Origin of the sequence: Pseudomonas sp. KU43P, assembly GCF_033095865.1 — a bacterium.
In the GTDB taxonomy this organism is placed as follows: Bacteria; Pseudomonadota; Gammaproteobacteria; order Pseudomonadales; family Pseudomonadaceae; genus Aquipseudomonas.
In genome coordinates this window covers 4,203,718-4,226,671 of the sequence record NZ_AP019365.1, presented here as the reverse complement: position 1 = coordinate 4,226,671, position 22,954 = coordinate 4,203,718, and the positions used below count along the sequence as shown (strand labels likewise).

At 65.0% G+C, this 22,954-nt stretch carries 18 protein-coding genes; 13 read left to right on the top strand and 5 right to left on the bottom strand.

The annotated features are described in order from the left end of the window. The first annotated feature begins 13 nt into the window (after positions 1-13). Positions 14-2,050 (top strand): NADPH-dependent 2,4-dienoyl-CoA reductase, encoded by a 2,037-nt coding sequence (locus tag KU43P_RS19250; RefSeq protein WP_317659055.1) that lies wholly within the window; start codon positions 14-16, stop codon positions 2,048-2,050. 171 nt (positions 2,051-2,221) lie between these two features. Next, a complete protein-coding gene (locus KU43P_RS19245) occupies positions 2,222-3,121 on the top strand; it encodes a 1-aminocyclopropane-1-carboxylate deaminase/D-cysteine desulfhydrase (protein ID WP_317659054.1) in 900 nt (299 codons plus the stop codon). Here the strand turns inward: KU43P_RS19245 and cybB are convergent. Together cybB and KU43P_RS19235 are read right to left on the bottom strand one after the other, a co-directional pair. Continuing rightward, positions 3,112-3,657, bottom strand: a complete 546-nt coding sequence (gene cybB / locus KU43P_RS19240; protein ID WP_317659053.1) for a cytochrome b561 — start codon at positions 3,655-3,657, stop codon at positions 3,112-3,114. The two genes, KU43P_RS19245 and cybB, sit on opposite strands and share 10 nt — an antisense overlap. Before the next feature lie 224 nt (positions 3,658-3,881). Beyond that, entirely contained in the window at positions 3,882-4,862 is a 981-nt protein-coding gene (locus KU43P_RS19235; protein ID WP_317659052.1) for a DUF1853 family protein, read from the bottom strand. A 44-nt stretch (positions 4,863-4,906) separates the two neighbouring features. Between KU43P_RS19235 and KU43P_RS19230 the strand changes: the two genes are divergently transcribed. The 11 genes from KU43P_RS19230 (at position 4,907) to KU43P_RS19180 (ending at position 17,071) form a co-directional block, all read left to right on the top strand. Beyond that, positions 4,907-5,797 carry an NAD(+) kinase gene (locus tag KU43P_RS19230; RefSeq protein WP_317659051.1) on the top strand — a complete coding sequence of 297 codons (891 nt, stop codon included), beginning with the start codon at positions 4,907-4,909 and terminating at the stop codon, positions 5,795-5,797. Then, positions 5,797-6,768, top strand: a complete 972-nt coding sequence (locus KU43P_RS19225) for a metallophosphoesterase (RefSeq protein ID WP_317659050.1) — start codon at positions 5,797-5,799, stop codon at positions 6,766-6,768. The genes KU43P_RS19230 and KU43P_RS19225 overlap by 1 nt, the downstream gene beginning before the upstream one ends. Beyond that, a complete protein-coding gene (locus tag KU43P_RS19220; protein ID WP_317659049.1) occupies positions 6,765-7,643 on the top strand; it encodes a rhomboid family intramembrane serine protease in 879 nt (292 codons plus the stop codon). Before KU43P_RS19225 ends, KU43P_RS19220 begins: the two co-directional genes overlap by 4 nt. A 13-nt stretch (positions 7,644-7,656) precedes the next feature. Continuing rightward, entirely contained in the window at positions 7,657-7,917 is a 261-nt protein-coding gene (locus tag KU43P_RS19215) for a YeaC family protein (RefSeq protein WP_008090060.1), read from the top strand. Next, positions 7,914-8,744 (top strand): DUF2797 domain-containing protein, encoded by an 831-nt coding sequence (locus KU43P_RS19210; protein WP_317659048.1) that lies wholly within the window; start codon positions 7,914-7,916, stop codon positions 8,742-8,744. Before KU43P_RS19215 ends, KU43P_RS19210 begins: the two co-directional genes overlap by 4 nt. Positions 8,745-8,757: 13 nt before the next feature. Continuing rightward, positions 8,758-11,415: an aminopeptidase N gene (gene pepN, locus KU43P_RS19205; protein ID WP_317659047.1), complete on the top strand. Its 2,658-nt coding sequence runs from the start codon at positions 8,758-8,760 to the stop codon at positions 11,413-11,415. Positions 11,416-11,691: 276 nt separating this feature from the next. After that, positions 11,692-12,732, top strand: coding sequence for a WD40/YVTN/BNR-like repeat-containing protein (locus tag KU43P_RS19200; protein ID WP_317659046.1), 1,041 nt, complete (start codon positions 11,692-11,694; stop codon positions 12,730-12,732). 20 nt (positions 12,733-12,752) lie between these two features. Beyond that, positions 12,753-15,128 (top strand): RND family transporter, encoded by a 2,376-nt coding sequence (locus KU43P_RS19195; protein ID WP_317663868.1) that lies wholly within the window; start codon positions 12,753-12,755, stop codon positions 15,126-15,128. Between the two features lie 252 nt (positions 15,129-15,380). Continuing rightward, entirely contained in the window at positions 15,381-15,671 is a 291-nt protein-coding gene (locus KU43P_RS19190; protein WP_317659045.1) for a DUF5629 family protein, read from the top strand. Next, positions 15,637-16,767, top strand: coding sequence for a lactonase family protein (locus KU43P_RS19185; protein WP_317659044.1), 1,131 nt, complete (start codon positions 15,637-15,639; stop codon positions 16,765-16,767). The genes KU43P_RS19190 and KU43P_RS19185 overlap by 35 nt, the downstream gene beginning before the upstream one ends. A gap of 124 nt (positions 16,768-16,891) precedes the next feature. After that, the gene (locus KU43P_RS19180) at positions 16,892-17,071 is read left to right on the top strand and encodes a hypothetical protein (protein ID WP_317659043.1); all 180 of its coding nucleotides are present in this window, start codon (positions 16,892-16,894) and stop codon (positions 17,069-17,071) included. Positions 17,072-17,182: 111 nt separating this feature from the next. On the opposite strand, the gene KU43P_RS19175 is transcribed toward KU43P_RS19180, so the two are convergent. Genes KU43P_RS19175 through KU43P_RS19165 form a run of 3 tightly spaced genes read right to left on the bottom strand, consistent with a single transcriptional unit; the run spans position 17,183 to position 22,652 of the window. Next, entirely contained in the window at positions 17,183-17,776 is a 594-nt protein-coding gene (locus tag KU43P_RS19175; RefSeq protein ID WP_317659042.1) for a glutathione S-transferase, read from the bottom strand. Continuing rightward, positions 17,773-21,417: an AAA family ATPase gene (locus tag KU43P_RS19170; protein ID WP_317659041.1), complete on the bottom strand. Its 3,645-nt coding sequence runs from the start codon at positions 21,415-21,417 to the stop codon at positions 17,773-17,775. The genes KU43P_RS19175 and KU43P_RS19170 overlap by 4 nt, the downstream gene beginning before the upstream one ends. After that, on the bottom strand, positions 21,414-22,652 hold the full coding sequence (locus tag KU43P_RS19165; protein ID WP_317659040.1) for an exonuclease SbcCD subunit D C-terminal domain-containing protein: 1,239 nt from the start codon (positions 22,650-22,652) through the stop codon (positions 21,414-21,416). Before KU43P_RS19165 ends, KU43P_RS19170 begins: the two co-directional genes overlap by 4 nt. Between the last annotated feature and the right edge of the window lie 302 nt (positions 22,653-22,954).

Sequence of the window (22,954 nt, the reverse complement as noted above, 5' to 3'; positions counted from 1 at the left end):
GGGGAACCTTTCCATGGCTGCCGACCGTTATCCGCACTTGCTGGCCCCGCTCGACCTGGGCTTCACCACCTTGCGCAACCGTACCCTAATGGGCTCGATGCACACCGGTCTCGAAGAGCGCCCAGGTGGTTTCGAGCGTATGGCGGCCTATTTTGCCGAGCGCGCCAGGGGCGGCGTCGGCCTGATGGTCACCGGCGGTATCGCGCCCAACGATGAAGGTGGCGTGTACTCCGGCGCGGCCAAGCTGAGCACCGAGGAAGAAGCCGACAAGCACCGCATCGTTACCGAAGCGGTGCACGCCGCGGGGGGCAAGATCTGCTTGCAGATCCTGCATGCTGGGCGCTACGCCTACAGCCCGCGCCAGGTGGCACCGAGCGCGATCCAGGCACCAATCAACCCGTTCAAGCCCAAGGAACTGGACGAGGCGGGTATCGAGAAGCAGATCGCGGACTTCGTCAATTGCGCCGTGCTGTCGCAGCGCGCTGGCTATGACGGTGTCGAGGTGATGGGGTCGGAAGGTTATTTCATCAACCAGTTCCTCGCCGCCCACACCAACCACCGTACCGACCGTTGGGGCGGCAGCTACGAGAACCGTATGCGCCTGGCAGTGGAGATCGTCAGCCGGGTGCGCGATGCGGTTGGGCCTGAGTTCATCATCATTTTCCGCCTGTCGATGCTCGACCTGGTGGAGGGTGGAAGCACTTGGGATGAGATCGTGCAACTGGCCAAGGCCATCGAGCAGGCTGGCGCCACGCTGATCAACACTGGCATCGGCTGGCACGAAGCGCGTATCCCGACCATCGCCACCAAGGTGCCGCGTGCAGCTTTCAGCAAGGTCACCGCCAAGCTGCGGGGGGCGGTGAGGATCCCGCTGATCACCACCAACCGCATCAACACCCCGGAAGTGGCTGAGGCGGTGCTGGCCGAGGGCGATGCCGACATGGTGTCGATGGCCCGGCCTTTCCTTGCCGACCCGGACTTCGTCAACAAGGCCGCGGCAGGGCGCAGCGAGACCATCAACACCTGCATCGGCTGCAACCAGGCCTGCCTGGACCACACTTTCGGCGGCAAGCTGACCAGTTGCCTGGTCAACCCGCGCGCCTGCCATGAAACCGAGCTCAACTACCTGCCGGTGCGCACCGTCAAGCGCATTGCCGTGGTCGGCGCCGGCCCGGCTGGCCTGGCGGCGGCTACCGTCGCAGCAGAGCGCGGTCATGAGGTGACATTGTTCGATGCCGCCAGCGAAATCGGCGGGCAGTTCAACGTTGCCAAGCGCGTGCCAGGCAAGGAAGAGTTCTTCGAGACTCTGCGTTACTTCCGCAACAAGGTACAGAGCACCGGCGTCGACCTGCGCCTGAATACCCGAGTGGATGTGCAGGCACTGGTGGACGGTGCCTATGACGACGTCATCCTGGCCACCGGTATTGCCCCGCGTACTCCGGCCATTCCCGGTGTCGAGCATGCCAAGGTGCTCAACTACCTGGATGTACTGCTTGAGCGTAAGCCGGTGGGCGAGGCGGTTGCGGTGATCGGTGCCGGTGGCATCGGCTTCGATGTGTCCGAGTACCTGGTTCACCAGGGCGTGGCCACCAGCCAGGACCGCGATGCCTTCTGGAAGGAGTGGGGCATCGACACCCAGCTCGAGGCGCGGGGTGGCGTGGCGGGGGTCAAGGCCCAGCCGCATGCGCCGGCGCGGCAGGTGTACCTGCTGCAGCGCAAGAAGTCCAAGGTCGGTGATGGTCTGGGCAAGACCACTGGCTGGATCCACCGCACCGGGCTGAAGAACAAACACGTGCAGATGCTCAACAGCGTCGAGTACCTCGGGATCGATGACGCCGGCCTGCACATCCGGGTCGGCGACGGCGAGCCGCAGGTGCTGGCGGTGGACAACGTGGTGATCTGCGCCGGGCAGGAGCCGCTGCGCGAGCTGCATGAAGGGCTGCTGGCGGCGGGGCAGTCGGTGCACCTGATTGGTGGCGCGGATGTGGCGGCGGAGCTGGATGCCAAGCGGGCGATCAACCAAGGGTCGCGGTTGGCGGCTGAGCTTTGAGATAGCCGTGCGGTCCATCGCCGGCAAGCCGGCTCCCACAGAGGATAAGCGGGGTGCATGTGAGAGCCGGCAAGCCGGCTCCCACAGAGGGTAAGCGGGGTGCATGTGGGAGCCGGCTTGCCGGCGATGGGGCGGGATGCGCCCCCAGGGTTTCCCTGTAGACTGCTGTCCATGACCGCTCACTTCCTTGATCTCCCTCAAGCCCCATTGCAGCCCTTGCGCCTGCCTTGGCTGGACGCCGCCCACATCCAGGTCGCCATCCTGCGCCTTGACCTGATCGACCCGCTGATCAGCGGCAACAAATGGTTCAAGCTGCGCCATCACCTGCAGCAAGCCCATGAAGCCGGCGCGCCAGGGCTGATCAGCCTCGGCGGCAGCCATTCCAACCATCTCCACGCCTTGGCCGCCGCAGGCAAGCGCTTTGGCTTCGCGACCGCAGGCCTGCTGCGCGGTCATGCCCAGGACACCCCCACGGTGCGAGATCTGCAGGCGCTGGGCATGGAGCTGCACTGGCTTGGCTACGGCGGCTACCGCGCCCGTCACGACGCCGGGTTCTGGGCGCCTTGGCAAGCGCGATACCCACGTTGGCACTGCATACCCGAGGGCGGTGGCGGCATGGCTGGAGCGCAAGGATGTGCATTGGTCGTCGAGCAGGCCCGTGCGCAATTGGCTGCACTGGGTTGGTCGGATTATCACGCCTGGTGGCTGGCTGCCGGCACGGGTACCACGTTGGCTGGCCTGGTGCTGGCCGAGGCGGGTGTGCATGAGGTGCATGGCGCCCTGGCTGTGCCATGGGATCATGGTGTGCCTGAGACGGTAGCGGCGCTGGCGGGTACACGCGGTTACCAGCTGCACGCGGCCTGCCGTGGCGGCTTCGCCAGAGTCGACGATGACCTTCTGGCATTCATCAACGAAACAGAAGGCGATGCGGGCTTGCCGTTGGAGGCGCTCTACACGGGCAAGGCCCTGCTGGCCCTGCGAGACCAGGTCGAGGCCGGGCGTTTCGCGCCCGGCACCCGACTGATCTTCCTGCATACCGGCGGTCTGCAGGGGCGACGCGGTTACTTGTAGGGCAGCATGCGCAGCAGCGTGTTGTCGCGCTGCACGTAGTGATGGTAGAGCCCGGCCAGTGCGTGCAGGCCGATCAGCCAGTAGCCCCAGGTCGCCACGCGCTCATGCCAGCCCTTGATGAACTTGGCCTGGTCTGGGTCCGGTCCGATCAGGTGCGGCAGCTCCAGGCCATAGAAGGGCACCGGCTTGTCGGCAGCGCTGAGAATCAGCCAGCCGGCCAGCGGTAGGCCGATCATCAACAGGTAAAGCGCCAGGTGCATCAGGTGCGCCAACCCGGTCTGCCAGGCCGGTGGCTTGGGCACGATGGGCGGGGCAGGGCGGACAAGGCGTACGGCCAGGCGCAGCCACACCAGTACGAACACACTCAGGCCAAGCATGAAGTGCAGGTCTTTCATCAGGTTGCGCTCGGCGCTGTCCTTGGGGAACAGGCCGCGGAACTCGATGCAGGCGTAGACGGCGGCCAGCAGCACCAGCATCAGCCAGTGCAGGGCGATGGACAGGCGCGAATAGTGGTTCGCGGGGGTGGATGAAACCATGGGCGGTCCTCGTCATCAGGTCATTGGTGGCGCTCTTGGTGGCGCTCGCTTGTCACTTTAACCGCCTGGGGTGAATAAAGCTTTGCGCTGGGTCGGTGAAATCCGGGGTGTCTGACCCGGCTCTTTCGCCGGCAAGCCGGCTCCCACCAGTACAGCACAGGCTTTGCATATCGTGGTGTCCCTGTGGGGCCCGGCTTGCCGGCGACAGGGCCGGTGCAGCCCCTCTAGAAACCAGGCAGCTGCGGCCAGCTATCGGACACCAGAAACACCCGCTCAGCCTCATGCCAGACGCCATCGGCATCCGGCTCCAGCCTGACCAGCATCTGCGCTGGTGCCTGCGGGTCCAGCGCCGCCAACCACACCGCGAACTGCAGTGGCACCCAGCACTCATCTGCCTCGACCCGCGCCGGTGCCAGCCAGGCTTGGCGGGGCAGCGGCTGCCAACGTTCAGCGGTATACATCGGCCAATCCCGGCGCCGTATCCAGCGCCCACGCAGATGCTGCGAATTGGCCCCCGCAGGCGATTCGGCTTGCCCAGGCCATGGATAGAACAGATAACCCGCCAGCCACAGATGCGCCTGCACCTGCTGCACCCCAACCCCGGCCAGCGCTTGGCGGCTGTGCGCCTGCCCCGACATGGGCAACTGATGGCCGGCCAGGTGCGCCAGCTTGGTGCCCAGCCGATCATGGCAGCCGGGCCCCAGCCAGCTCGCAGGGTCACGGCCATCGCCGTCTGCAGGCCCCAGGTAAAGCTTGATGGCCAGCTCCAGGTGATGGGTACCGTCATCGTCCCTGAGCACAATGTCCAGCTCACCCAAAGTGCGGCTGTGGTCACGGATCGCCAGGTTGGCGGCCAGCAGTTCGATGCCCGGAGCCTGGCCCAGGGCAAACTGCCACAAACGTTCGTAGTAAAGGCCCAGGCGCCGGCTGGTGAGTGTTGCCAGCCAGTCGAGCAGCGGCTGTTCGTCGCAGTCCAGCGCCAGCAACCAGTCCTTCAGGCGCTGTGGATCCGCCGCCCAGGCACTGCCTGCCAGCGGGTGGCGCTGGGGGCAGGGCGGGGCGCTCAGCAACGGGGGCGACAGCAGGGCCCAGGCCAAGTCACGCACGGCAAGGCGGCGCAATTGGCGGGGCAGCGCGTGCAGCTCGGCGAAAGGCATCATGCTGCGAGCATAGCCGGTTTGCCGCTGGCCGGTCGTTTCGCCCATAATCCCGGCATCGTCACCCCGCCGCAGAGCCTCGCAGGAGCCCCATGGAGCAATTTCGCAATATCGGTATCATCGGCCGCCTTGGCAGCTCCCAGGTGCTCGACACCATACGCCGACTGAAAAGATTCCTCCTCGATCGCCACCTGCACGTGATCCTCGAGGACACCATCGCCGAAGTCCTGCCTGGCCATGGCCTGCAGACGTCCACGCGCAAGCTGCTGGGCGAGGTCTGCGACCTGGTCATCGTGGTCGGCGGCGACGGCAGCCTGCTCGGCGCGGCCCGCGCCCTGGCCCGGCACAACATCCCGGTGCTCGGCATCAACCGCGGAAACCTGGGCTTTCTCACCGATATCCGCCCCGATGAGCTGGAAGAAAAGGTCGCCGAAGTACTCGACGGCCATTACCTGGTGGAAAACCGCTTCCTGTTGCAAGCCGAGGTGCGCCGCCACAATGAGGCCATCGGCCAGGGCGATGCGCTCAACGACGTGGTCCTGCATCCGGGCAAGTCGACGCGGATGATCGAGTTCGAGATCTACATCGACGGCCAGTTCGTCTGCAGCCAGAAGGCCGACGGCCTGATCGTCGCCACCCCCACCGGCTCGACCGCCTACGCGCTGTCGGCCGGCGGCCCGATCATGCACCCCAAGCTCGACGCCATCGTCATTGTGCCGATGTATCCGCACACGCTGTCGGGCCGGCCGATCGTGGTGGACGGCAACAGTGAGCTGAAGATCGTGGTGTCCAAGGACCTGCAGATCTACCCCCAGGTATCCTGCGACGGCCAGAACCATTTCACCTGCGCCCCCGGCGACACCATCACGGTAAGCAAGAAGCCGCAGAAGCTGCGCCTGATCCATCCGCTCGACCACAATTACTACGAGGTTTGCCGCACCAAGCTCGGCTGGGGCAGCCGCCTGGGAGGCAGGGACGACTGATGCTCGATCCGGCGCGAAGTTTCGACATCATCGGTGACGTGCATGGCTGTGCACTGACCCTCGAACGCCTCCTCGACGCCCTGGGCTACAAGCGTGTTGGCGGCGTGTGGCGTCACCCGCGGCGCCAGGCGCTGTTCCTCGGCGACATCGTCGACCGCGGCCCGCGTATCCGCGAGGCGCTGCACATCGTCCACGACATGGTCGAGGCCGGCCAGGCGTTCTGTATCATGGGCAACCACGAATACAACGCCCTGGGCTGGGTCACCCCGGCCCTGCCCGGCAGTGGCAAGGCCTTCGTACGCGAGCACACCCCACGCCATGCCCGCCTGATCGACGAAACCCTGACCCAGTTCGCCCACCACCCCGGCGACTGGCACGACTTCCTCAAGTGGTTCTACGACATGCCGCTGTTCGTCGACGCCGGGCGCTTCCGTCTGGTGCATGCCTGCTGGGACCCGCGGCTGATCGAGCCGTTGCGCCAGCAGTACCCCGACGGGCGCATCGACGAGCATTTCATCCAGGCCTCGGCGGTGTCCGGCAGCTTCGCCGCCACCGTCTGCAACCGCCTGCTGCGCGGCACCGACATGCGCCTGCCCGACGGTTTGACACTGACCGGTGGCGATGGCCTGACCCGTGCCTTCTTCCGCACCAAGTTCTGGGAAGAAGACCCGCAGACATACGGCGACATCGTATTCCAGCCCGATGCGCTACCGGACGAAGTGGCGCGCACGCCTCTGAGCCACACCGAGAAGAATGCCTTGCTACGCTATGCCGAGGATGAGCCGCTGCTGTTCGTCGGCCATTACTGGCGTAGCGGCCGCCCGGCGCCGATTCGCGGCAACCTGGCCTGCCTCGACTACAGCGCGGTGCTGTACGGCAAGCTGGCGGCCTATCGGCTGGATGATGAAACCCGTATCGACCCGCACAAGTTCGTCTGGGTCGACGTTGACCGCCCGCAGGCCAGCCAATGAATATCGTCGAAGTGATGCGCCTGCCGCTGTCGGTCGACCTCAGCGGCTTCGTCCACCTGCTGCAGCGCCTGCAGGTGCCGCACCGGGTCAGCGAAGAGGGCGAGGTGCAAGTGCTCTGGGCCCCGGATACCCTGGCCGCAGACGTCCTCCAGCTTTACCAGCGCTATCCGGATGGCAACGCCGACATCGAAGTCACAGCCGACCCTGTGGGAGCCGGCTTGCCGGCGAAAGGCCCCACCCTGTCCGAACAGGCAAAAGCCTGCAAGGTCACCGCTTTCATTCTGTTCCTGTGCGTGGTGGTCGCCGGCCTCACCAGCCTGGGCGACAACCTCGCCACCATCAGCTGGTTCACCTTCCTCGACTTCCGCGTCCAGGGCGAATACCTGCACTTCACCCCACTGGCCCAGAGCCTGGCAGAAGGCCAGTGGTGGCGTTTGGTGTCGCCGATGCTGCTGCACTTCGGTGTTCTGCACCTGGCCATGAACGGCCTGTGGTACTGGGAGCTGGGCAAGCGCATCGAACTGCGCCAGGGCCCCTGGATGCTGCTGAGCCTGACCCTCCTGTTCAGCCTGGTATCGAACCTCGCCCAGCACTACACCAGCGGCCCGAGCCTGTTCGGCGGCCTGTCTGGCGTGCTGTACGGTCTGCTCGGCCATGTCTGGCTGTACCAGTGGCTGGCGCCCAACCGTTTCTTCAGCCTGCCCAAGGGCGTACTGGTCATGATGCTCGTCTGGCTGGTGATCTGCCTGACCGGCGTGGTCGGCCAGCTCGGCTTTGGCCAGATCGCCAACGCCGCCCACGTCGGCGGGCTGCTCATCGGATGCCTGACGGGCCTCTTGGGCGGGGCGCTGGCCCGGCGTAAACTGTCCGCTTGATTTAGGAGACGCTATGTCCACGTTCACGCAAATGATCGAAAACATCACCCCGGAAATCTACCAAAGCCTGAAAACGGCGGTGGAAATCGGCAAATGGTCCGATGGCCGCAAGCTCACCCCCGAGCAGAAGGAGCTGTCGCTGCAGGCCGTCATCGCCTGGGAGATGAAAAACCTGCCCGAAGACCAGCGCACCGGTTACATGGGCCCGCAGGAGTGCGCGTCGAAATCCGCACCGATTGCCAACATTCTGTTCAAGTCGGACTCGGTACATTGATCGAACTCGCTCGTGGCTCTTTGAGCAAGATGGCGGTAAGCCTTGAGGCACCGCTGGTGCAGTACCGCTTGCGCCTGGATGACAGCCAGGTGCCGGTCAACCCGATGATCGGCCAGCGCCTGCGCCTTGAGTACCTGGGCGCCATCCACTGCAGCCATTGCGGCAAGCGCACCAAGACCAGCTTCAGCCAGGGTTACTGCTACCCGTGCATGACCAAGCTGGCCCAGTGCGACGTGTGCATCATGGCCCCGGAAAAATGCCACTACGACGCCGGCACCTGCCGGGAGCCGTCTTGGGGCGAACAGTTCTGCATGACCGACCATGTGGTGTACCTGGCCAACTCGTCGGGGATCAAGGTCGGCATCACCCGCGCCACCCAGTTGCCCACCCGCTGGCTCGACCAGGGCGCCAGCCAGGCGCTGCCGATCATGCGCGTTGCCACCCGTCAGCAATCAGGCCTGGTCGAAGACGTGCTGCGCAGCCAGGTGCCGGACCGCACCAACTGGCGCACCCTGCTCAAGGGCGATGCCGAAGTGCTCGACCTGGTGGCCATCCGCGAACAGATCTTCGACGCCTGCGCCGATGGCCTGCGTGAACTGCAAGGGCGCTTCGGCCTGCAGGCGATCCAGTCGCTGCCGGACGCCGAAGTGGTCGAGATGAAATACCCGGTCGAGGCGTATCCGAAAAAGATCGTCAGCTTCAACCTCGACAAGGACCCGGTGGTGGAAGGCACGCTGCTGGGCATCAAGGGCCAGTACCTGATCTTCGACACCGGCGTGATCAACATTCGCAAGTACACGGCCTACCAGTTGGCCGTGCTCCAGTAAAAAGGACCTGCTCATGCGTACCGAACAACCGCGAGTGATCTACCTCAAGGACTACCAGGCGCCCGAGTACCTGATCGACGAGACGCACCTGACCTTCGAGCTGTTCGAGGACCACACCTTGGTCCATGCGCAACTGGTCATGCGCCGCAACCCGGCACGCGGTGCCGGCCTGCCGCCGCTGGTGCTCGACGGTCAGCAGATCGAACTGCTGCGCGCCTCGCTGGACGATCAGGAACTGCAGGCAGGCGACTACCAGCTCGAGGCCGACAGCCTGACGGTGCAGCCTAAGGCCGAGCGCTTCACCCTCGACACCAGCGTGAAGATCCACCCAGAGAGCAACACCGCGCTGGAAGGCCTGTACAAGTCCGGCAAGATGTTCTGCACCCAGTGCGAAGCCGAGGGCTTCCGCAAGATCACCTACTACCTCGACCGCCCGGACGTGATGAGTACCTTCACCACCACGGTGATCGCCGAGCAGCATCGCTACCCGGTGCTGCTGTCCAACGGCAACCCGATCGGCAGTGGGCCGGCAGAAGATGGCCGGCACTGGGCGACCTGGGAAGACCCGTTCATGAAGCCGGCCTACCTGTTCGCCCTGGTGGCCGGTGACCTCTGGTGCGTGGAAGACAGTTTCACTCGCCAGTCCGGCCGCGACGTGACCCTGCGTATCTACGTCGAGCCCGAGAACATCGACAAGTGCGACCACGCCATGGTCAGCCTGAAGAAGTCCATGCGCTGGGACGAAGAGGTGTACGGCCGTGAATACGACCTGGACATCTTCATGATCGTCGCGGTCAACGACTTCAACATGGGCGCCATGGAAAACAAGGGCCTGAACATCTTCAACTCCAGCTGCGTGCTGGCCCGCGCCGAAACCGCCACCGATGCCGCCCACCAGCGCGTCGAAGGCGTGGTTGCCCACGAGTACTTCCACAACTGGTCGGGCAACCGCGTGACCTGCCGCGACTGGTTCCAGCTGTCGCTAAAGGAAGGCTTCACGGTGTTCCGTGACGCCGAGTTCAGCGCCGACATGAACTCGCGTACGGTCAAGCGCATCGAGGACGTGGCCTACCTGCGTACCCATCAGTTCGCCGAAGACGCTGGCCCCATGGCCCACCCGGTGCGCCCGGACAGCTTCATCGAGATCTCCAACTTCTACACCCTGACCGTGTACGAGAAGGGCGCCGAAGTGGTGCGCATGGTCCGTACCCTGCTGGGTGCCGATGGCTTCCGCAAAGGCAGCGACCTGTATTTCGAGCGCCACGACGGCCAGGCCGTGACCACCGATGATTTCATCAAGGCCATGGAAGACGCCAACGGCGTCGACCTGACCCAGTTCAAGCGCTGGTACAGCCAGGCCGGCACGCCGCGCCTGGAAGTCAGCGAGGCCTATGACAGTGCCGCGCAGACCTACAGCCTGAGCTTCCGCCAGAGCTGCCCGCCAACCCCGGACAAAGGCGAGAAACTGCCGTTCGTGATCCCGGTGGAGCTGGGCCTGCTGGATGCCCAGGGCAACGACCTGCCGCTGCGCCTGACAGGTGAATCGGCCGCCGTCGGCACCAGCCGCGTGTTGTCGGTGACCGAAGCCGAGCAGACCTTCACCTTCGAGGGCAACACGGCCAAGCCGCTGCCGTCGCTGCTGCGCGGTTTCAGCGCGCCGGTGAAGCTGAGCTTCCCTTACGACCGCGACCAGCTGATGTTCCTCATGCAGCACGACAGCGACGGCTTCAACCGCTGGGAAGCGGGGCAGCAGTTGTCGGTGCAGGTACTGCAGGAACTGATCGGCCAGCACCAGCGCGGTGAAGCACTGAAGCTCGACCAGCGCCTGATCACGGCGTTGGGCACCGTGCTGGGCAACCCATCGCTGGACGCCGCCATGGTCGCCGAGATGCTCTCGCTACCGGGCGAGGCCTACCTCACCGAGATCAGCCAGGTGGCGGACGTCGATGCCATCCACGCGGCCCGCGAGTTCGCTCGCCAGCAGATCGCCGAGCAGCTGTTCGATGCCCTCTGGGCGCGCTACCAGGCCAACCGCGAGGTCTCGCGCAACACCGCCTACGTGGCCGCCGCCGAGCACTTCGCCCGCCGCAGTCTGCAGAACATCGCCCTGTCGTACCTGATGCAGAGCGGCAAGCCGCAGGTGCTGGAAGCGACCCTGGAACAGTTCGACCAGTGCGACAACATGACCGAACGCCTGACGGCGCTGGCGGTGCTGGTCAACTCGCCGTTCGAAGCCGAACGCGCCAAGGCACTGGAAAGCTTCGCCGAGCACTTCAAGGACAACCCGCTGGTCATGGACCAGTGGTTCAGCGTGCAGGCCGCCAGCGCCTTGCCGGGCGGGCTGGCGCGGGTCAAGGCGCTGATGCAGCACCCGGCATTCACCCTGAAGAACCCGAACAAGGTGCGGGCATTGATTGGCGCGTTTGCCGGGCAGAACCTGGTCAACTTCCATGCCGCCGATGGTTCCGGTTACCGCTTCCTGGCGGACCTGGTGATCGAGCTGAATGCGCTGAATCCGCAGATTGCCTCGCGGCAATTGGCGCCTTTGACTCGCTGGCGCAAGTATGACGATGCGCGTCAGGCGCTGATGAAGGGTGAGCTGGAGCGCATTCTCGCTTCTGGTGCACTGTCCAGCGATGTGTATGAGGTGGTGAGCAAAAGCCTGGCGTGAGCCAGGTAGAACCTGGGGCTGCCTTGCAGCCCATCGCCGGCAAGCCGGCTCCCACAGGTACAGCGCAGGTGCGTCCTCTGTGGGAGCCGGCTTGCCGGCGATGGGCCGCAAGGCGGCCCCCGTTTTTTCTGGTTAACAAAACATAACGCAGCGTGCGTTGTAATCTCCCGATCCCCCCCGATACGATGGCCCCAAGCTATTGCAGGCCTCTACCACAGGCTTTTCGCAGTACCTGCAAGGCACAGACCCACTAACAAGAACAAACAGGGGGCGGTCATGAGGGAGCGGGTAACGACGCAGGCCAGGCGCGGTGCCTGGCCACTGGCGGCCAGCGCGATGCTGGCGCTGGCTTTGGGCATCGGGGCAGGCAGCGCACAAGCGGCTGCCGCCGACGAGTATTCCAGCGAATCGGCCAAGGCCAGCCAGAGCCTGCTGATCGATACCGCCCATGCCGGCGCGCGCCTGGTGGTGGTCGGTGATCGCGGCCACATTCTGTTCTCCGACGACCAGGGCAAGACCTGGACCCAGGCCCGGGTACCCACCCGGCAACTGCTTACCGCCGTGTTCTTCCTCGATGACAAGCGTGGTTGGGCGGTCGGCCACGATGCGCAGATCCTCACCAGCAACGACGGTGGCGCGACCTGGACCAAGCAGTTCGAAGACCTCTCCCGTGAAGCACCCTTGCTCGACATCGCCTTCCTCGACGCCCAGCGCGGCTTTGCCGTCGGCGCCTATGGCGCGTTGCTGGAAACCGCCGATGGCGGCCAGCACTGGCAGGATGTCGGCGAGCGCCTGGACAACCCCGACCAGCTCCACCTAAACGGCATCGCCGTGGTCAAGGACGGCGGGCTGTTCATCGTCGGCGAGCAGGGCGGCATGTACCGCTCCAGCGACAACGGCCAGACCTGGGCCAAGCTCGAAAGCCCCTACGAGGGCTCGCTGTTCGGCGTGATCGGCACCGCCAGCGCCCGCACGCTGCTGGCCTACGGCCTGCGCGGCAACCTGTTCCGCTCCACCGATTTCGGCGATAGCTGGCAGCCCATCGCGCTCAAGGCCGCCCGCGGCAACCTCGAATTCGGCCTGGCAAGCGCTACGCTTCTCGATGATGGCAGCCTGGTATTGGTCGGCAATGGCGGCAGCGTGCTGCGCAGCCATGACGACGGGCAGACCTTCAGCGTGTACAACCGCGCCGACCGTATCGCCCTGGCCGGTGTCAGTGGCCTGGCCGATGGCGGCCTGCTGCTGGTGGGGCAGGGAGGGGTACATCTGGCCACCGCTGAAGGTGCCGACCACGCCGACAAGGAGCTGCGTCCATGACTAGCAGGGAGAGCATTACCATGCACCCGCACCACCAGGACAAGGCCACGTTGCTGGAGCGCCTGATCTTCAACAACCGCCCGGTGGTCATCGCCCTGTGCCTGCTGGTGAGCATTTTCCTGTTCTGGCAGGCCACGCAGATTCGGCCCTCGACCAGCTTCGAGAAGATGATCCCGCTGCAGCACCCCTTCATCGAGCAGATGATGGAGCACCGCAATGACCTGGCCAACCTGGGCAACACCGTGCGCATCTCGGTCGAGGCAGTCAACGGCGACATCTTCGACAAGGACTACATGGAGACGCTGCGCCAGATCCATGACGAAGTGTTCTACATCCCTGGCGTCGACCGCGCCGGCCTGAAGTCGCTGTGGAGTCCCAGCGTGCGCTGGAGCGAGGTGACCGAGGAGGGGTTCTCCGGCGGCGAAGTGATCCCCAATACCTACAATGGCTCGGCCGAAAGCCTCGATACGCTGCGTGACAACGTGCTGAAATCCGGCCAGGTCGGGCGCTTGGTGGGCAACAACTTCAAGTCCAGCATCGTCGATATCCCGCTGCTGGAAAGCTTCCCCGACCCGCAGGACCCGGGCAGGCAGGTCAAGCTCGACTACCAGCAGTTCTCCCACCAGCTCGAAGCGCAGATCCGCGACAAGTTCCAGGCGCAGAACCCCAACGTGAAGGTCCACATCGTCGGCTTCGCCAAGAAGGTCGGCGACCTGATCGACGGCCTGGTGATGGTGGCGATGTTCTTCGGCGTGGCCTTGGTCATCACCTGGATCCTGCTGTACTGGTTCACCTGGTGCATCCGCAGCACCATCGCCGTGCTCATCACCACCCTGGTGGCGGTGGTCTGGCAACTGGGCCTGATGCATGCGGTGGGCTTCGGCCTGGACCCATACTCGATGCTGGTACCGTTCCTGATCTTCGCCATCGGCATCTCCCATGGGGTGCAGAAGATCAACGGCATCGCCTTGCAGTCCAGTGGCGCCGACAACGCCCTGACCGCTGCCCGGCGCACCTTCCGCCAGCTGTTCCTGCCAGGGATGATCGCCATCCTCGCCGACGCGGTGGGCTTCATCACCTTGCTGATCATCGACATCGGCGTGATCCGCGAACTGGCCATCGGCGCGTCGATCGGCGTGGCGGTGATCGTCTTCACCAACCTGATCCTGCTGCCGGTGGCGATCTCCTATGTCGGCATCAGCAAGAAGGCCGTGGAGCGCAGCAAGAAGGACGCCACCCGCGAGCACCCGTTCTGGCGCTTGCTATCGAACTTCGCCAGTGCCAAGGTGGCGCCGGTGTCTGTCATCCTGGCACTGATGATGTTCGGCGGCGGCCTGTGGTACAGCCAGAACCTGAAGATCGGCGACCTCGACCAGGGTGCCCCGGAGCTACGCCCTGACTCGCGCTACAACCAGGACAACAACTTCATCATCAGCAACTACTCCACCAGTTCGGATGTGCTGGTGATCATGGTCAAGACGCCGGCGGAGAGCTGCTCGATCCACACCACCATGGCGCCCATCGACGAGCTGATGTGGACGATGGAGAACACCCCTGGCGTGCAGTCGGCGATTTCCCTGGTCACCGTGTCCAAGCAGGTGATCAAGGGCATGAACGAGGGCAGCCTGAAATGGGAAACCCTGTCGCGCAACCCGGACGTCCTCAACAACTCCATCGCCCGTGCCGACGGCCTGTACAACGCCGACTGCTCACTGGCGCCAGTGCTGGTGTTCCTCAACGACCACAAGGCCGAGACCCTGGAGCGGGTTACCCAGGTGGCCAAGGCGTTCGCCGACAGCCACAACAAGGATGGCCTGCAGTTCCTGCTGGCGGCCGGTAATGCCGGGATCGAGGCGGCTACCAACGAGGTGATCAAGTCGGCCGAGCTGACCATCCTGGTGCTGGTGTACATCTGCGTCGCGGTGATGTGCCTGATTACCTTCCGCTCTTTCGCCGCTACTTTGTGCATCGTGCTGCCGTTGGTGTTGACCTCGGTGCTGGGCAACGCGCTGATGGCATACATGGGGATCGGCGTAAAGGTCGCGACCCTGCCGGTAGTGGCGCTGGGCGTCGGCATCGGCGTGGATTACGGCATCTACATCTACAGCCGCCTGGAAAGTTTCCTGCGTGCCGGGATGCCGTTGCAGGAGGCGTATTACGAAACCCTGCGCTCGACCGGCAAGGCGGTGCTGTTCACCGGCTTGTGCCTGGCTATAGGCGTGTGCACCTGGATCTTCTCGGCGATCAAGTTCCAGGCCGACATGGGCCTGATGCTCACCTTCATGCTGCTGTGGAACATGTTCGGTGCGCTGTGGCTGCTGCCGGCATTGGCCAGGTTCCTGATCAAGCCGGAGAAGATGGCGGGCAAGGCGGGGGGCTCGATCTTCGCCCATTGAATGAAGGGGGCCGCTTTGCGGCCCAATCGCTGGCAAGCCAGCTCCCACAGGTCTGAACATTGTGCTGTACCTATAGGAGCTGGCAAGCCAGCTCCCATAGGTCTGAACATTGTGCTGTACCTATAGGAGCTGGCAAGCCAGCTCCCATAGGTCTGAACATTGTGCTGTACCTGTAGGAGCTGGCTTGCCAGCGATTGGGCTGCAAAGCAGCCCCAAGGCTATAATCCCCGCTCATTCCAGATGAGTACCCCCATGTCCCCCCTCGCCACCGCCCTCGCATCCTGCGACATGCTGCTGATCGACGGCCTGCACGCCTTCGAATTCACCTCCGACGAAACCGGCCTCACGGTCGAATGCATGGACGGCCGCCAGCACCGCCGCTGGTCCTTCACCCCCGAGCAGGTCGCTGCCGCCACCGGGGCAGGTGAGCAATGGCAACTCAGCAATACCGAGGGCGAGCATCGTCTAGTCTGTATGAGTGCCTTTCGCGCCCCGGATGAGGACGAAGATGAACCGGATCTGGACGAGCCTGCTGACCGCTAGCCTGATGAGCCTGACCCTCACCACCCACGCCGCCACCTTGTTGGTCGGCAGTTACACCGACGGTACCAGCCAGGGCATCTACCGCTATGCGTTCGACAGCAAGAGTGGGCAGATCGCCCCCAAACCGCTGCAAGTGGTGAAGAGCGTCAGCCCCTCGTGGCTGGTGCTCTCGGCCGATCAGCGGCAACTGTTCGCGGTCAACGAAACCGTCCAGGGTCACGCCAGCAGCTTCAGCGTCAGTAGCAAAGGCGAGATCAAGCCGCTCAGCAGCGTTGCCACCCGTGGCGACGAGCCGACCCACGCCAGCCTCAGCCGCGACCAGCGCTACCTGTTCGTCGCCAACTATGCCGTCGCTCCCGATCCGGGTGGCAGTTTGGTGGTGATCCCGGTGGCCAAGGACGGCAAGCTCAAGGATGTGGTGCAGCAGCTGCGGCACAAGCCCAGTGGCGTGAACCCCGAGCGCCAGGCCGGGGCCCATGTGCATTCGCTGGTGCTGGCCCCGGACGGCCAGCACGTGTATGCCTGCGACCTGGGGGCCGACAAGGTGTTCATCTACCGTTACGACGGCGCCAGCCCGAACAAACCGTTGACCCCGGCAATCCCCGCCGCAGTGGACCTGCCACCTGGCAGCGGGCCGCGTCACCTGCTGTTCGATGCCAAAGGGCGGCATGCCTACCTGACCCTGGAAATGAGCGCCGAGGTAGTCGTGTTCGATGTCGAGAATGATGCCTTGCTCGAACGCCAGCGCCTGCCGCTCACCGATCAACAGGATGCCGCAGCCAAGGCCGCTGGCGGCCTGCACCTGTCGGCCGATGGGCGTTTCCTGTATGTCAGCAACCGCGGCACGGCCAATGAAATCGTGGCGTTCAGTGTGGGCAAGGACGATGGCAGGTTGACGTTCTTGCAGCGCCGCTCGGTAGAGGGTGACCATCCGCGCGAATTCGCCCTGGACCCGAGTGACAACTTCCTGCTGGTGGCCAACCAGAAAAGCAACCAGATCGTGGTCATGCGCCGCGATCCGCGTAGCGGCAAGCTGGGGGAGACGGTGCAGACGATGGAACAGGCGGCCCCTTCGGACCTGAAGTTCATCGAGTGACTATCGATACGCGTGATAATCCTTAGCAGCGCAATGAATTTCTGCAGCCGACCTGCGCGGCGTAAGTTTGGCTCAAGGCCCACACGGGCTACCGTCAAACTACCGAAAGTCGAGGTCAGCCCAGATGAACTTCAATCTCTTCCCGGTCATTGCCGCATCCGCCATTTCTGCCTCTGTCGTGCTGCCGGCCCATGCCCATGCCGACAGCAGCCCCAAGGCGTCTGCAACCCACAGCTACACCGAGCAGTACCTGCGTCAAAGCGCCCATTACCATGCGGCATTGAGTGGCAAGCACCATCCTTGAAAGCTGCACCGACCCTATCGCCGGCAAGCCGGCTCCCACAGGCACAGCACAATGTTCAAGGCCTGTGGGGTACGTGTGGGAGCCGGCGTGCCGGCGATAGGGCCAGTGAATTCAGCGAGCCATCACTGCCTTGAACAGCTCTGATGCCAACCACCCCTCCAGCCAGCTCCGCACCCGCGGATAAGCCGCCTCGGCGAACCACTGCGGTTCGACCCCGGCGAACTGGCGCATCAGGGGCAGCAACGCGGCATCGGCCAGGCTCGGGTTTTCGGCCAGCAGGTAAGGCCGGCCTTCGAGCAGCTGTTCCAGCGTCGCCAGCCAAGGCTCGGCCTGCTGGCGGTAATGCGCTCGCGAATGCTCAGGGTAACGCTCGGCATACTTGTACAGGTTCACCTGGGCCTTGAACTGGCTGTCGTTACGGGCAATCAGTGCCTCGGCCTGCTGCGCGGCGGCAGGGTCGGCCTGTAGGCGCCAGTCATCCGGGTCGTGCTGCTGCAGCGCCCAACGCATGATGTCCAGGCTTTCCTCCAGCACGGCTGCGCCGGTATCAAGCACCGGTACCGTGCCTTTGGGCGACAGGGCCAGCAACTCGGCCGGCTTGTTCTTCATCGTCACTTCGCATATTTCCACGGCGCACCCGGCATAGCGCAGGGCCAGACGCGCGCGCATGGCCCAGGGGCAGCGGCGGAACGAGTAGAGCATCACCCGCACACCTCCACATCACTCAAGCCATTACCCTGGCGGCGGACCTGGATCTGCACCGGAATGCGCTCGTGCATTTCCTGCACGTGGGAAATCACCGCGACCTTGCGCCCCTGCGCCTGCAGGCCGTCGAGCGCGTCCATGGCCAGTTGCAGCGACTCGGGGTCGAGGCTGCCGAAACCTTCGTCGATGAACAGCGACTCGATGCGCAGGGTGCTCGATGCCATCGACGCCAGGCCCAGGGCCAGGGCCAGCGACACCAGGAAGGTCTCGCCACCGGACAACGAATGCACCGAGCGCAGCTCGTCGCCCATCTCGGTGTCCATCACCAGCAGGCCCAGGGCACTGCCGCCACGCTTGAGGCGGTAGCGGCGCGCCAGCTGGCGCAACTGGGCGTTGGCGTGGTGCAGCAGCAGGTCAAGGTTGTAGCCCTGGGCGATCTTGCGGAAGACATCGCCGGACGCTGAGCCGATCAGGGCATTCAGGCGTGCCCAGCGCTGCCATTGTTGGTACGCCTGCTCGATCTCGCCGGCCAGGGCCTGGTGCGCCTGCTGGCGTCGCTGGTCGTCGGCCTGCTGCGCGCGCAACTCGGCACACTGCTGCTCATGGCCCGCCAGCCGCTCACGCAGTTCGCCCAGGGCCTGTTCCAAGGCTTCGGCCGAGCTTTCCACGGTCATCAGCGCCGCGTGCTGCAGCAGGCGTTGGTCGCGCTCCTGGAGCAACACGCGGCCTTGTTCGATGGCCCGTTCGGCGCCTTGCAGGCGTTGGCGCAAGTCGTTGAGCTGGGCATCGTCCATGGCCAGCAGGCGGTCCAGGCCGGCATCGTCCAGTTCCGGATGTGCTGCGCGCCATTGGGCAATGTCGCCTTGCAGTTGCTGGCATTCGCTTTCCAGTGCTTGCTGCTGCTGGGTATTGGCCTTGAGTTCGCTGGCCAGTTGCACGCCTTGGGTACGCAAGTCCTGCAGGCGTTGAGCGGTGTCGGCGTCGACGGTGCGGGCCTGTTCGAGCTGCGCATCCAGATGCTGCTGCCAGGCGTCGGCGCTGGCGTGCTGGCCCAGCAGTGCCTCGAGTGACGCCTGGGCCTGCTGACGCTGTTCGTCCAGCGCGGCGAGCTTGTGCTGCAGTTGCTGCTGCGTCTGCAGGCGTGCCTGCTGCTGGTCGCGCAGCTTGTCGAGCTGTACCTGGCGCGCCTGCTGCTCCTGCTGCTCGTCCTTGCGTTGTTCCAGGTGCTGCAAGCGCTGGGCGATCTGCTGGTCGAGGGCGAGGAAGGCGTGGGCCGGGTCGTCGCTCAGGGCCTTGAGCACATCCTGCGGCAGAACACTGGCGAGGTCGCTCAGCCCTTGCTGCAGTTGCTGCTCGTCAGTGGCCAGGGCCTGGTGCTGGTGATCGAGCTGATGCTGCGCCTGCTGCTGGGCCTGCTGCGCCGCTTGCAGCTGCTGGTTGAGGCGGGCAGATTCCTTTTGCAGGGTGAGCAGGGCGCCCTGGCGCTTCTCGTCCTGGTTGATTTCATCGTTGAGCCGGCGCAGTTGGCTGTCGAGCCAGGTGCTGCGCGCCTGGTCATCCTGAGGCGCAAGGGCTGGCCACAGGCTGTGGGCCTGCACCTGGGCCTGCACAGGCTGCAGTTGCTCGCCCAGTTGGGCATGCTGCTGCTGGTAGTCCTTGAGCTGGGCGTTGACCACGCCCAGTTGGGTGCGCAGCTCCACCAGCTTGTTGTTGAGGGTTTCGACCTGCTTCTGCGCGGCGTCCTCTTCGGCCTGGTCGTGGCGGCCCAGGCTCTGCAGCAGGGCATCGGGCTGGTGGAACGGGTGCTCGGCGCTGCCGCACACCGGGCACGGCTCGCCGTCGTGCAACTGGGCTCGCAGTTCCTCGACGCTGGTGTTACGGGCCAGGCGCTGGCGCGCCAGCAACTGGCGGGTGAGGGTGAGCGCCTGCTCGGCTGCTTCCAGCTCCGCCTTGGCCGCGGTGCCTGCGCCGATCAGTTGCTGGCGTTGTTGCATGGCCTGTTGCTGGCGCTCGCGCAGGGTATCGAGCTGCTGGCGCAGTTCCAGCTCGCGGCCATGCAACCGCGACAGCTCCTCGACGGCGCGTTGCTGTTTGCGGTTGTCCTGCAGCATGCCGCCGAGCAGGTCGATCTGCTCCGCCAGCGCCTGGGGCTCGGCGCCAGCTTCCTGGAACAACAGGTCGAAGGCGTCGCGCTCGGCCTGCAGCTTGGCGTTGGCCTGGCTGACCTGAGCCTGCAGGCCGGGCAGTTCTTCGCGGCCCTTGGCCAGGCGCCCGCCCGTGAGCATCACTTGCTTGAGTTGCGGCAGGTAGGCCTGCCAAGCATTGGCCAGGCTCTCCAGGTGCTGGCTGTCGGCCAGGGCGGTGTCGACCTGTGCCAACTGCTGCAGGCTGCGCTGTTGATGGTCTTCCAGTTGCTGCAGTTGCTGCTGGCCTTCGGCAACCTGCAGGTCGGCGTGCTCGCTGGCGCTGCGCTGCGCGACTTGCTCTTGCTCCAGGCGCGCCAGGCTGTCCTGTGCGGCGTAGGCCTGGCGCACGCGTGGGGCCTGTTCGCTGTGCTGGGTCTGGTGGTGTGCCAGTGCCTGGCGTGCCGTCTGCAGTGCCAGCTCCAGTTCGCTGGTGCGCGTCAGCAGTTCGCCTTGCTGGCGCTGCTGATCGGTGAGGGTCGCGGCCAGGGGCGCCAGTTGCGCGTTCAGCATCTGCTGGCGATGGAACTGGTGGCGCTGTGGCGCCAGGCGCTCCAGGCGCTGCAGGTCCAGACGTTGCTCGGCGAGGTCCTGCCAGCGCTGTTCGGCGGCCGCCAGGGCTTGGCTGGCTTCAGCATGCTGGGCGTGCAACTGGCGCTGCTCATTGAGCCAGTTGCGTTGCTGCTCCAGTTGCCGTTCGTTGGCCTGGTCGGCCTTGAACTGCGCAAGTGCCTGCTCCAGGCGCTGGTCCAGCTCGGTGCGTGCTTCGGCGGCCATCGGCAGCAGGTGGCTGGCGCGGTCCTTGAGGGCAGTGTGCGCTTCGCCGGTTTCCCGCGCCTTGCTGAAGGCTCGCTGGCCGAGGCGGGTGTAGATGGCGGTGTTGGTGAGCTTCTCCAGCAGCTCGCTGCGCTCGCGGTCGTCGGCCTTGAGGAAGGCGCCGAACTCGCTCTGGGCCAGCATCACCGCGCGGGTGAACTGCTCGAAGTTAAGGCCCAGCCGGGCTTCGACCAGTTGCTTGTATTCGTTCTTGCCACTGCCCAGCAGCTGTTCGCTGTCCAGGTCGTAGAAGCTCTGGCGGCTGTTCTGCAGTTTGCCGTTGGCCTTGTCGCGGGCGCGGTTGGCTTCCCAGCGGGCGCGGTAGCGGTGGCCGTCGATGCCGACGAAATCGACTTCGGCATAGCCATTGCCGGAGCCACGGCGCAGCAGGTTGCGCGGGTCGGAGGTGGGGATGTCGCCGTCGGCGTCGGGCACTTTGGCTTCACGGCCGATGTCATTGAGCCGTGGCACGGTGCCGAACAGCGCCAGGCACAGGGCGTCGAGCAAGGTGCTCTTGCCGGCCCCGGTGGGCCCGGTGATGGCGAACAGGCCCGCGCTGGCCAGGGGCTCTGCGGTGAAGTCGATATCGACCGGGCCGGCCAGGGATGCCAGGTTCTTCAGGCGGATGGCGAGAATCTTCATGGCTGTTCCTCTTGCTGCTGGACGTCCTGCAGCAGCAGGGCGAAGTCGGCCAGCACCTGCTCGTCGACGGGGTTGCCGTAAGCCTGTTCCCAGGCACGGCTGAACAGGTCCTGTGGGGTCATCTGCGACAGTTCGACGAAGGCCAGCGCGTCATCGTCCTGGCCGCCACGGCCGGCATACTCGGCGCTGATGCGCACCAGCCGTACTGCCTTGCCTTGCAGGGCTGTCTCGACCTGCTGGCGCAGGTCCGGTTGCGGCTCATCCAGTTGCACGCGCACTTCCAGCCAGGGTTGCCGGTTGGGGTCTTCCAGCAGGTCGATCACTGGCAGCTCGGCGAGCGCTTCGAGCAGCTCGCCCAAGGGTGCCGGGCCGAGCCGTTGCAATGCCACGGCGCGGGGTACCGGGCGAGCTTCGACGCTGAGCAGTTCGCTGCCCTGCAGCTCGACTTCCAGCACCTGGTGCGGGTAATTGATTTCGGCGAACGACAGCGGAATCGGCGAGCCGCTGTAGCGGATGCGGCTTTCGCGATTGACCTTCTGCGGCTTGTGCAGATGGCCCAGGGCAACGTAGCTGATGGCCTTGTCGAACAGCTTGGCCGGCAAGGCTTCGGCATTGCCGATGATCAGGCTGCGCTCGGAATCCTCGGACACCGCGCCACCGGCCATGTGCGCATGGCTGATGGCGATCAGCGCCTGGTCCTTCTTGCGCTTTTTCTGCGCGGCGGCGATCAGTTGCTGGTGCACCTGGGTGATGCCCTGCAGGTAGTCGTCGCCTAGCTGCGGGCCGGTGACTTCGGCCGGGCGCAGGAAGGGCAGGGCCAGGCACCAGGCGGCGACCTTGCCGCGGCCGTTGGTCAGCGGGATCAACAGGCGCTCGGCATCCAGCTGGCCTTCGTCGAGCCAGTGCACCCGGCCCAGCGCATGGGTGCGCAGGCGGCGCATGAGCGCCGCGGGCAGTTCGATGCGCGAGCCGGAGTCGTGGTTGCCGGCGATCATCACGATGTCCAGTTTCGGCTGCTGCTCGTGGGCCTGGACGATGAAGTCGTAGAGCCGCTCCTGGGCTTTGACCGGCGGGTTGACCGTGTCGAAGATATCGCCCGCGATCAACAGCGCATCAGGCTGGCGCAGGCGCAACTGGCCGAGCAGCCAGTCGAGGAAGCAGGCGTGTTCGAAGTCGCGTTCCTGGCCGTGCAGGCTTTGGCCCAGGTGCCAGTCGGAGGTGTGAAACAGACGCATGAATGACCTGTTGGTGTCGAGTCAGGCAAGCGCAGGGCTTGGCTTGAAGGGTGGGCTTCGCGGAGCCGGGTATGGTAACCCAACCCGGGGCGAGGATGCAGTCGTACCTGGCGGCTCGGACGTTCTTCAACAACTTTGTAACCGGCTGATTCAGCGCGCCCTTGTAGAAGCGGATTGATACGCGATCAAGGGCCAGCCCCCGGATGCCTGAATCCTGCGCCATTACTGCGCTGCCCCCTCCCGCTTTAAAGTGGGCCGATCGCTTCCCTCAGAAGCGATGAAACTCACCGTAGGATCTACCC

Bases quoted from the DNA above. Each gene is read 5' to 3' on its own strand.
- pepN (WP_317659047.1), top strand. From the start codon at position 8,758: ATGCGTACCGAACAACCGCGAGTGATCTACCTCAAGGACTACCAGGCG.
- KU43P_RS19250 (WP_317659055.1), top strand. From the start codon at position 14: ATGGCTGCCGACCGTTATCCGCACTTGCTGGCCCCGCTCGACCTGGGC.
- cybB (WP_317659053.1), bottom strand. From the start codon at position 3,657: ATGGTTTCATCCACCCCCGCGAACCACTATTCGCGCCTGTCCATCGCC.
- KU43P_RS19245 (WP_317659054.1), top strand. From the start codon at position 2,222: ATGACCGCTCACTTCCTTGATCTCCCTCAAGCCCCATTGCAGCCCTTG.
- KU43P_RS19165 (WP_317659040.1), bottom strand. From the start codon at position 22,652: ATGCGTCTGTTTCACACCTCCGACTGGCACCTGGGCCAAAGCCTGCAC.
- KU43P_RS19200 (WP_317659046.1), top strand. From the start codon at position 11,692: ATGAGGGAGCGGGTAACGACGCAGGCCAGGCGCGGTGCCTGGCCACTG.
- KU43P_RS19215 (WP_008090060.1), top strand. From the start codon at position 7,657: ATGTCCACGTTCACGCAAATGATCGAAAACATCACCCCGGAAATCTAC.
- KU43P_RS19230 (WP_317659051.1), top strand. From the start codon at position 4,907: ATGGAGCAATTTCGCAATATCGGTATCATCGGCCGCCTTGGCAGCTCC.
- KU43P_RS19180 (WP_317659043.1), top strand. From the start codon at position 16,892: ATGAACTTCAATCTCTTCCCGGTCATTGCCGCATCCGCCATTTCTGCC.
- KU43P_RS19185 (WP_317659044.1), top strand. From the start codon at position 15,637: ATGAACCGGATCTGGACGAGCCTGCTGACCGCTAGCCTGATGAGCCTG.
- KU43P_RS19190 (WP_317659045.1), top strand. From the start codon at position 15,381: ATGTCCCCCCTCGCCACCGCCCTCGCATCCTGCGACATGCTGCTGATC.
- KU43P_RS19220 (WP_317659049.1), top strand. From the start codon at position 6,765: ATGAATATCGTCGAAGTGATGCGCCTGCCGCTGTCGGTCGACCTCAGC.
- KU43P_RS19235 (WP_317659052.1), bottom strand. From the start codon at position 4,862: ATGGGCGAAACGACCGGCCAGCGGCAAACCGGCTATGCTCGCAGCATG.
- KU43P_RS19170 (WP_317659041.1), bottom strand. From the start codon at position 21,417: ATGAAGATTCTCGCCATCCGCCTGAAGAACCTGGCATCCCTGGCCGGC.
- KU43P_RS19225 (WP_317659050.1), top strand. From the start codon at position 5,797: ATGCTCGATCCGGCGCGAAGTTTCGACATCATCGGTGACGTGCATGGC.
- KU43P_RS19195 (WP_317663868.1), top strand. From the start codon at position 12,753: ATGCACCCGCACCACCAGGACAAGGCCACGTTGCTGGAGCGCCTGATC.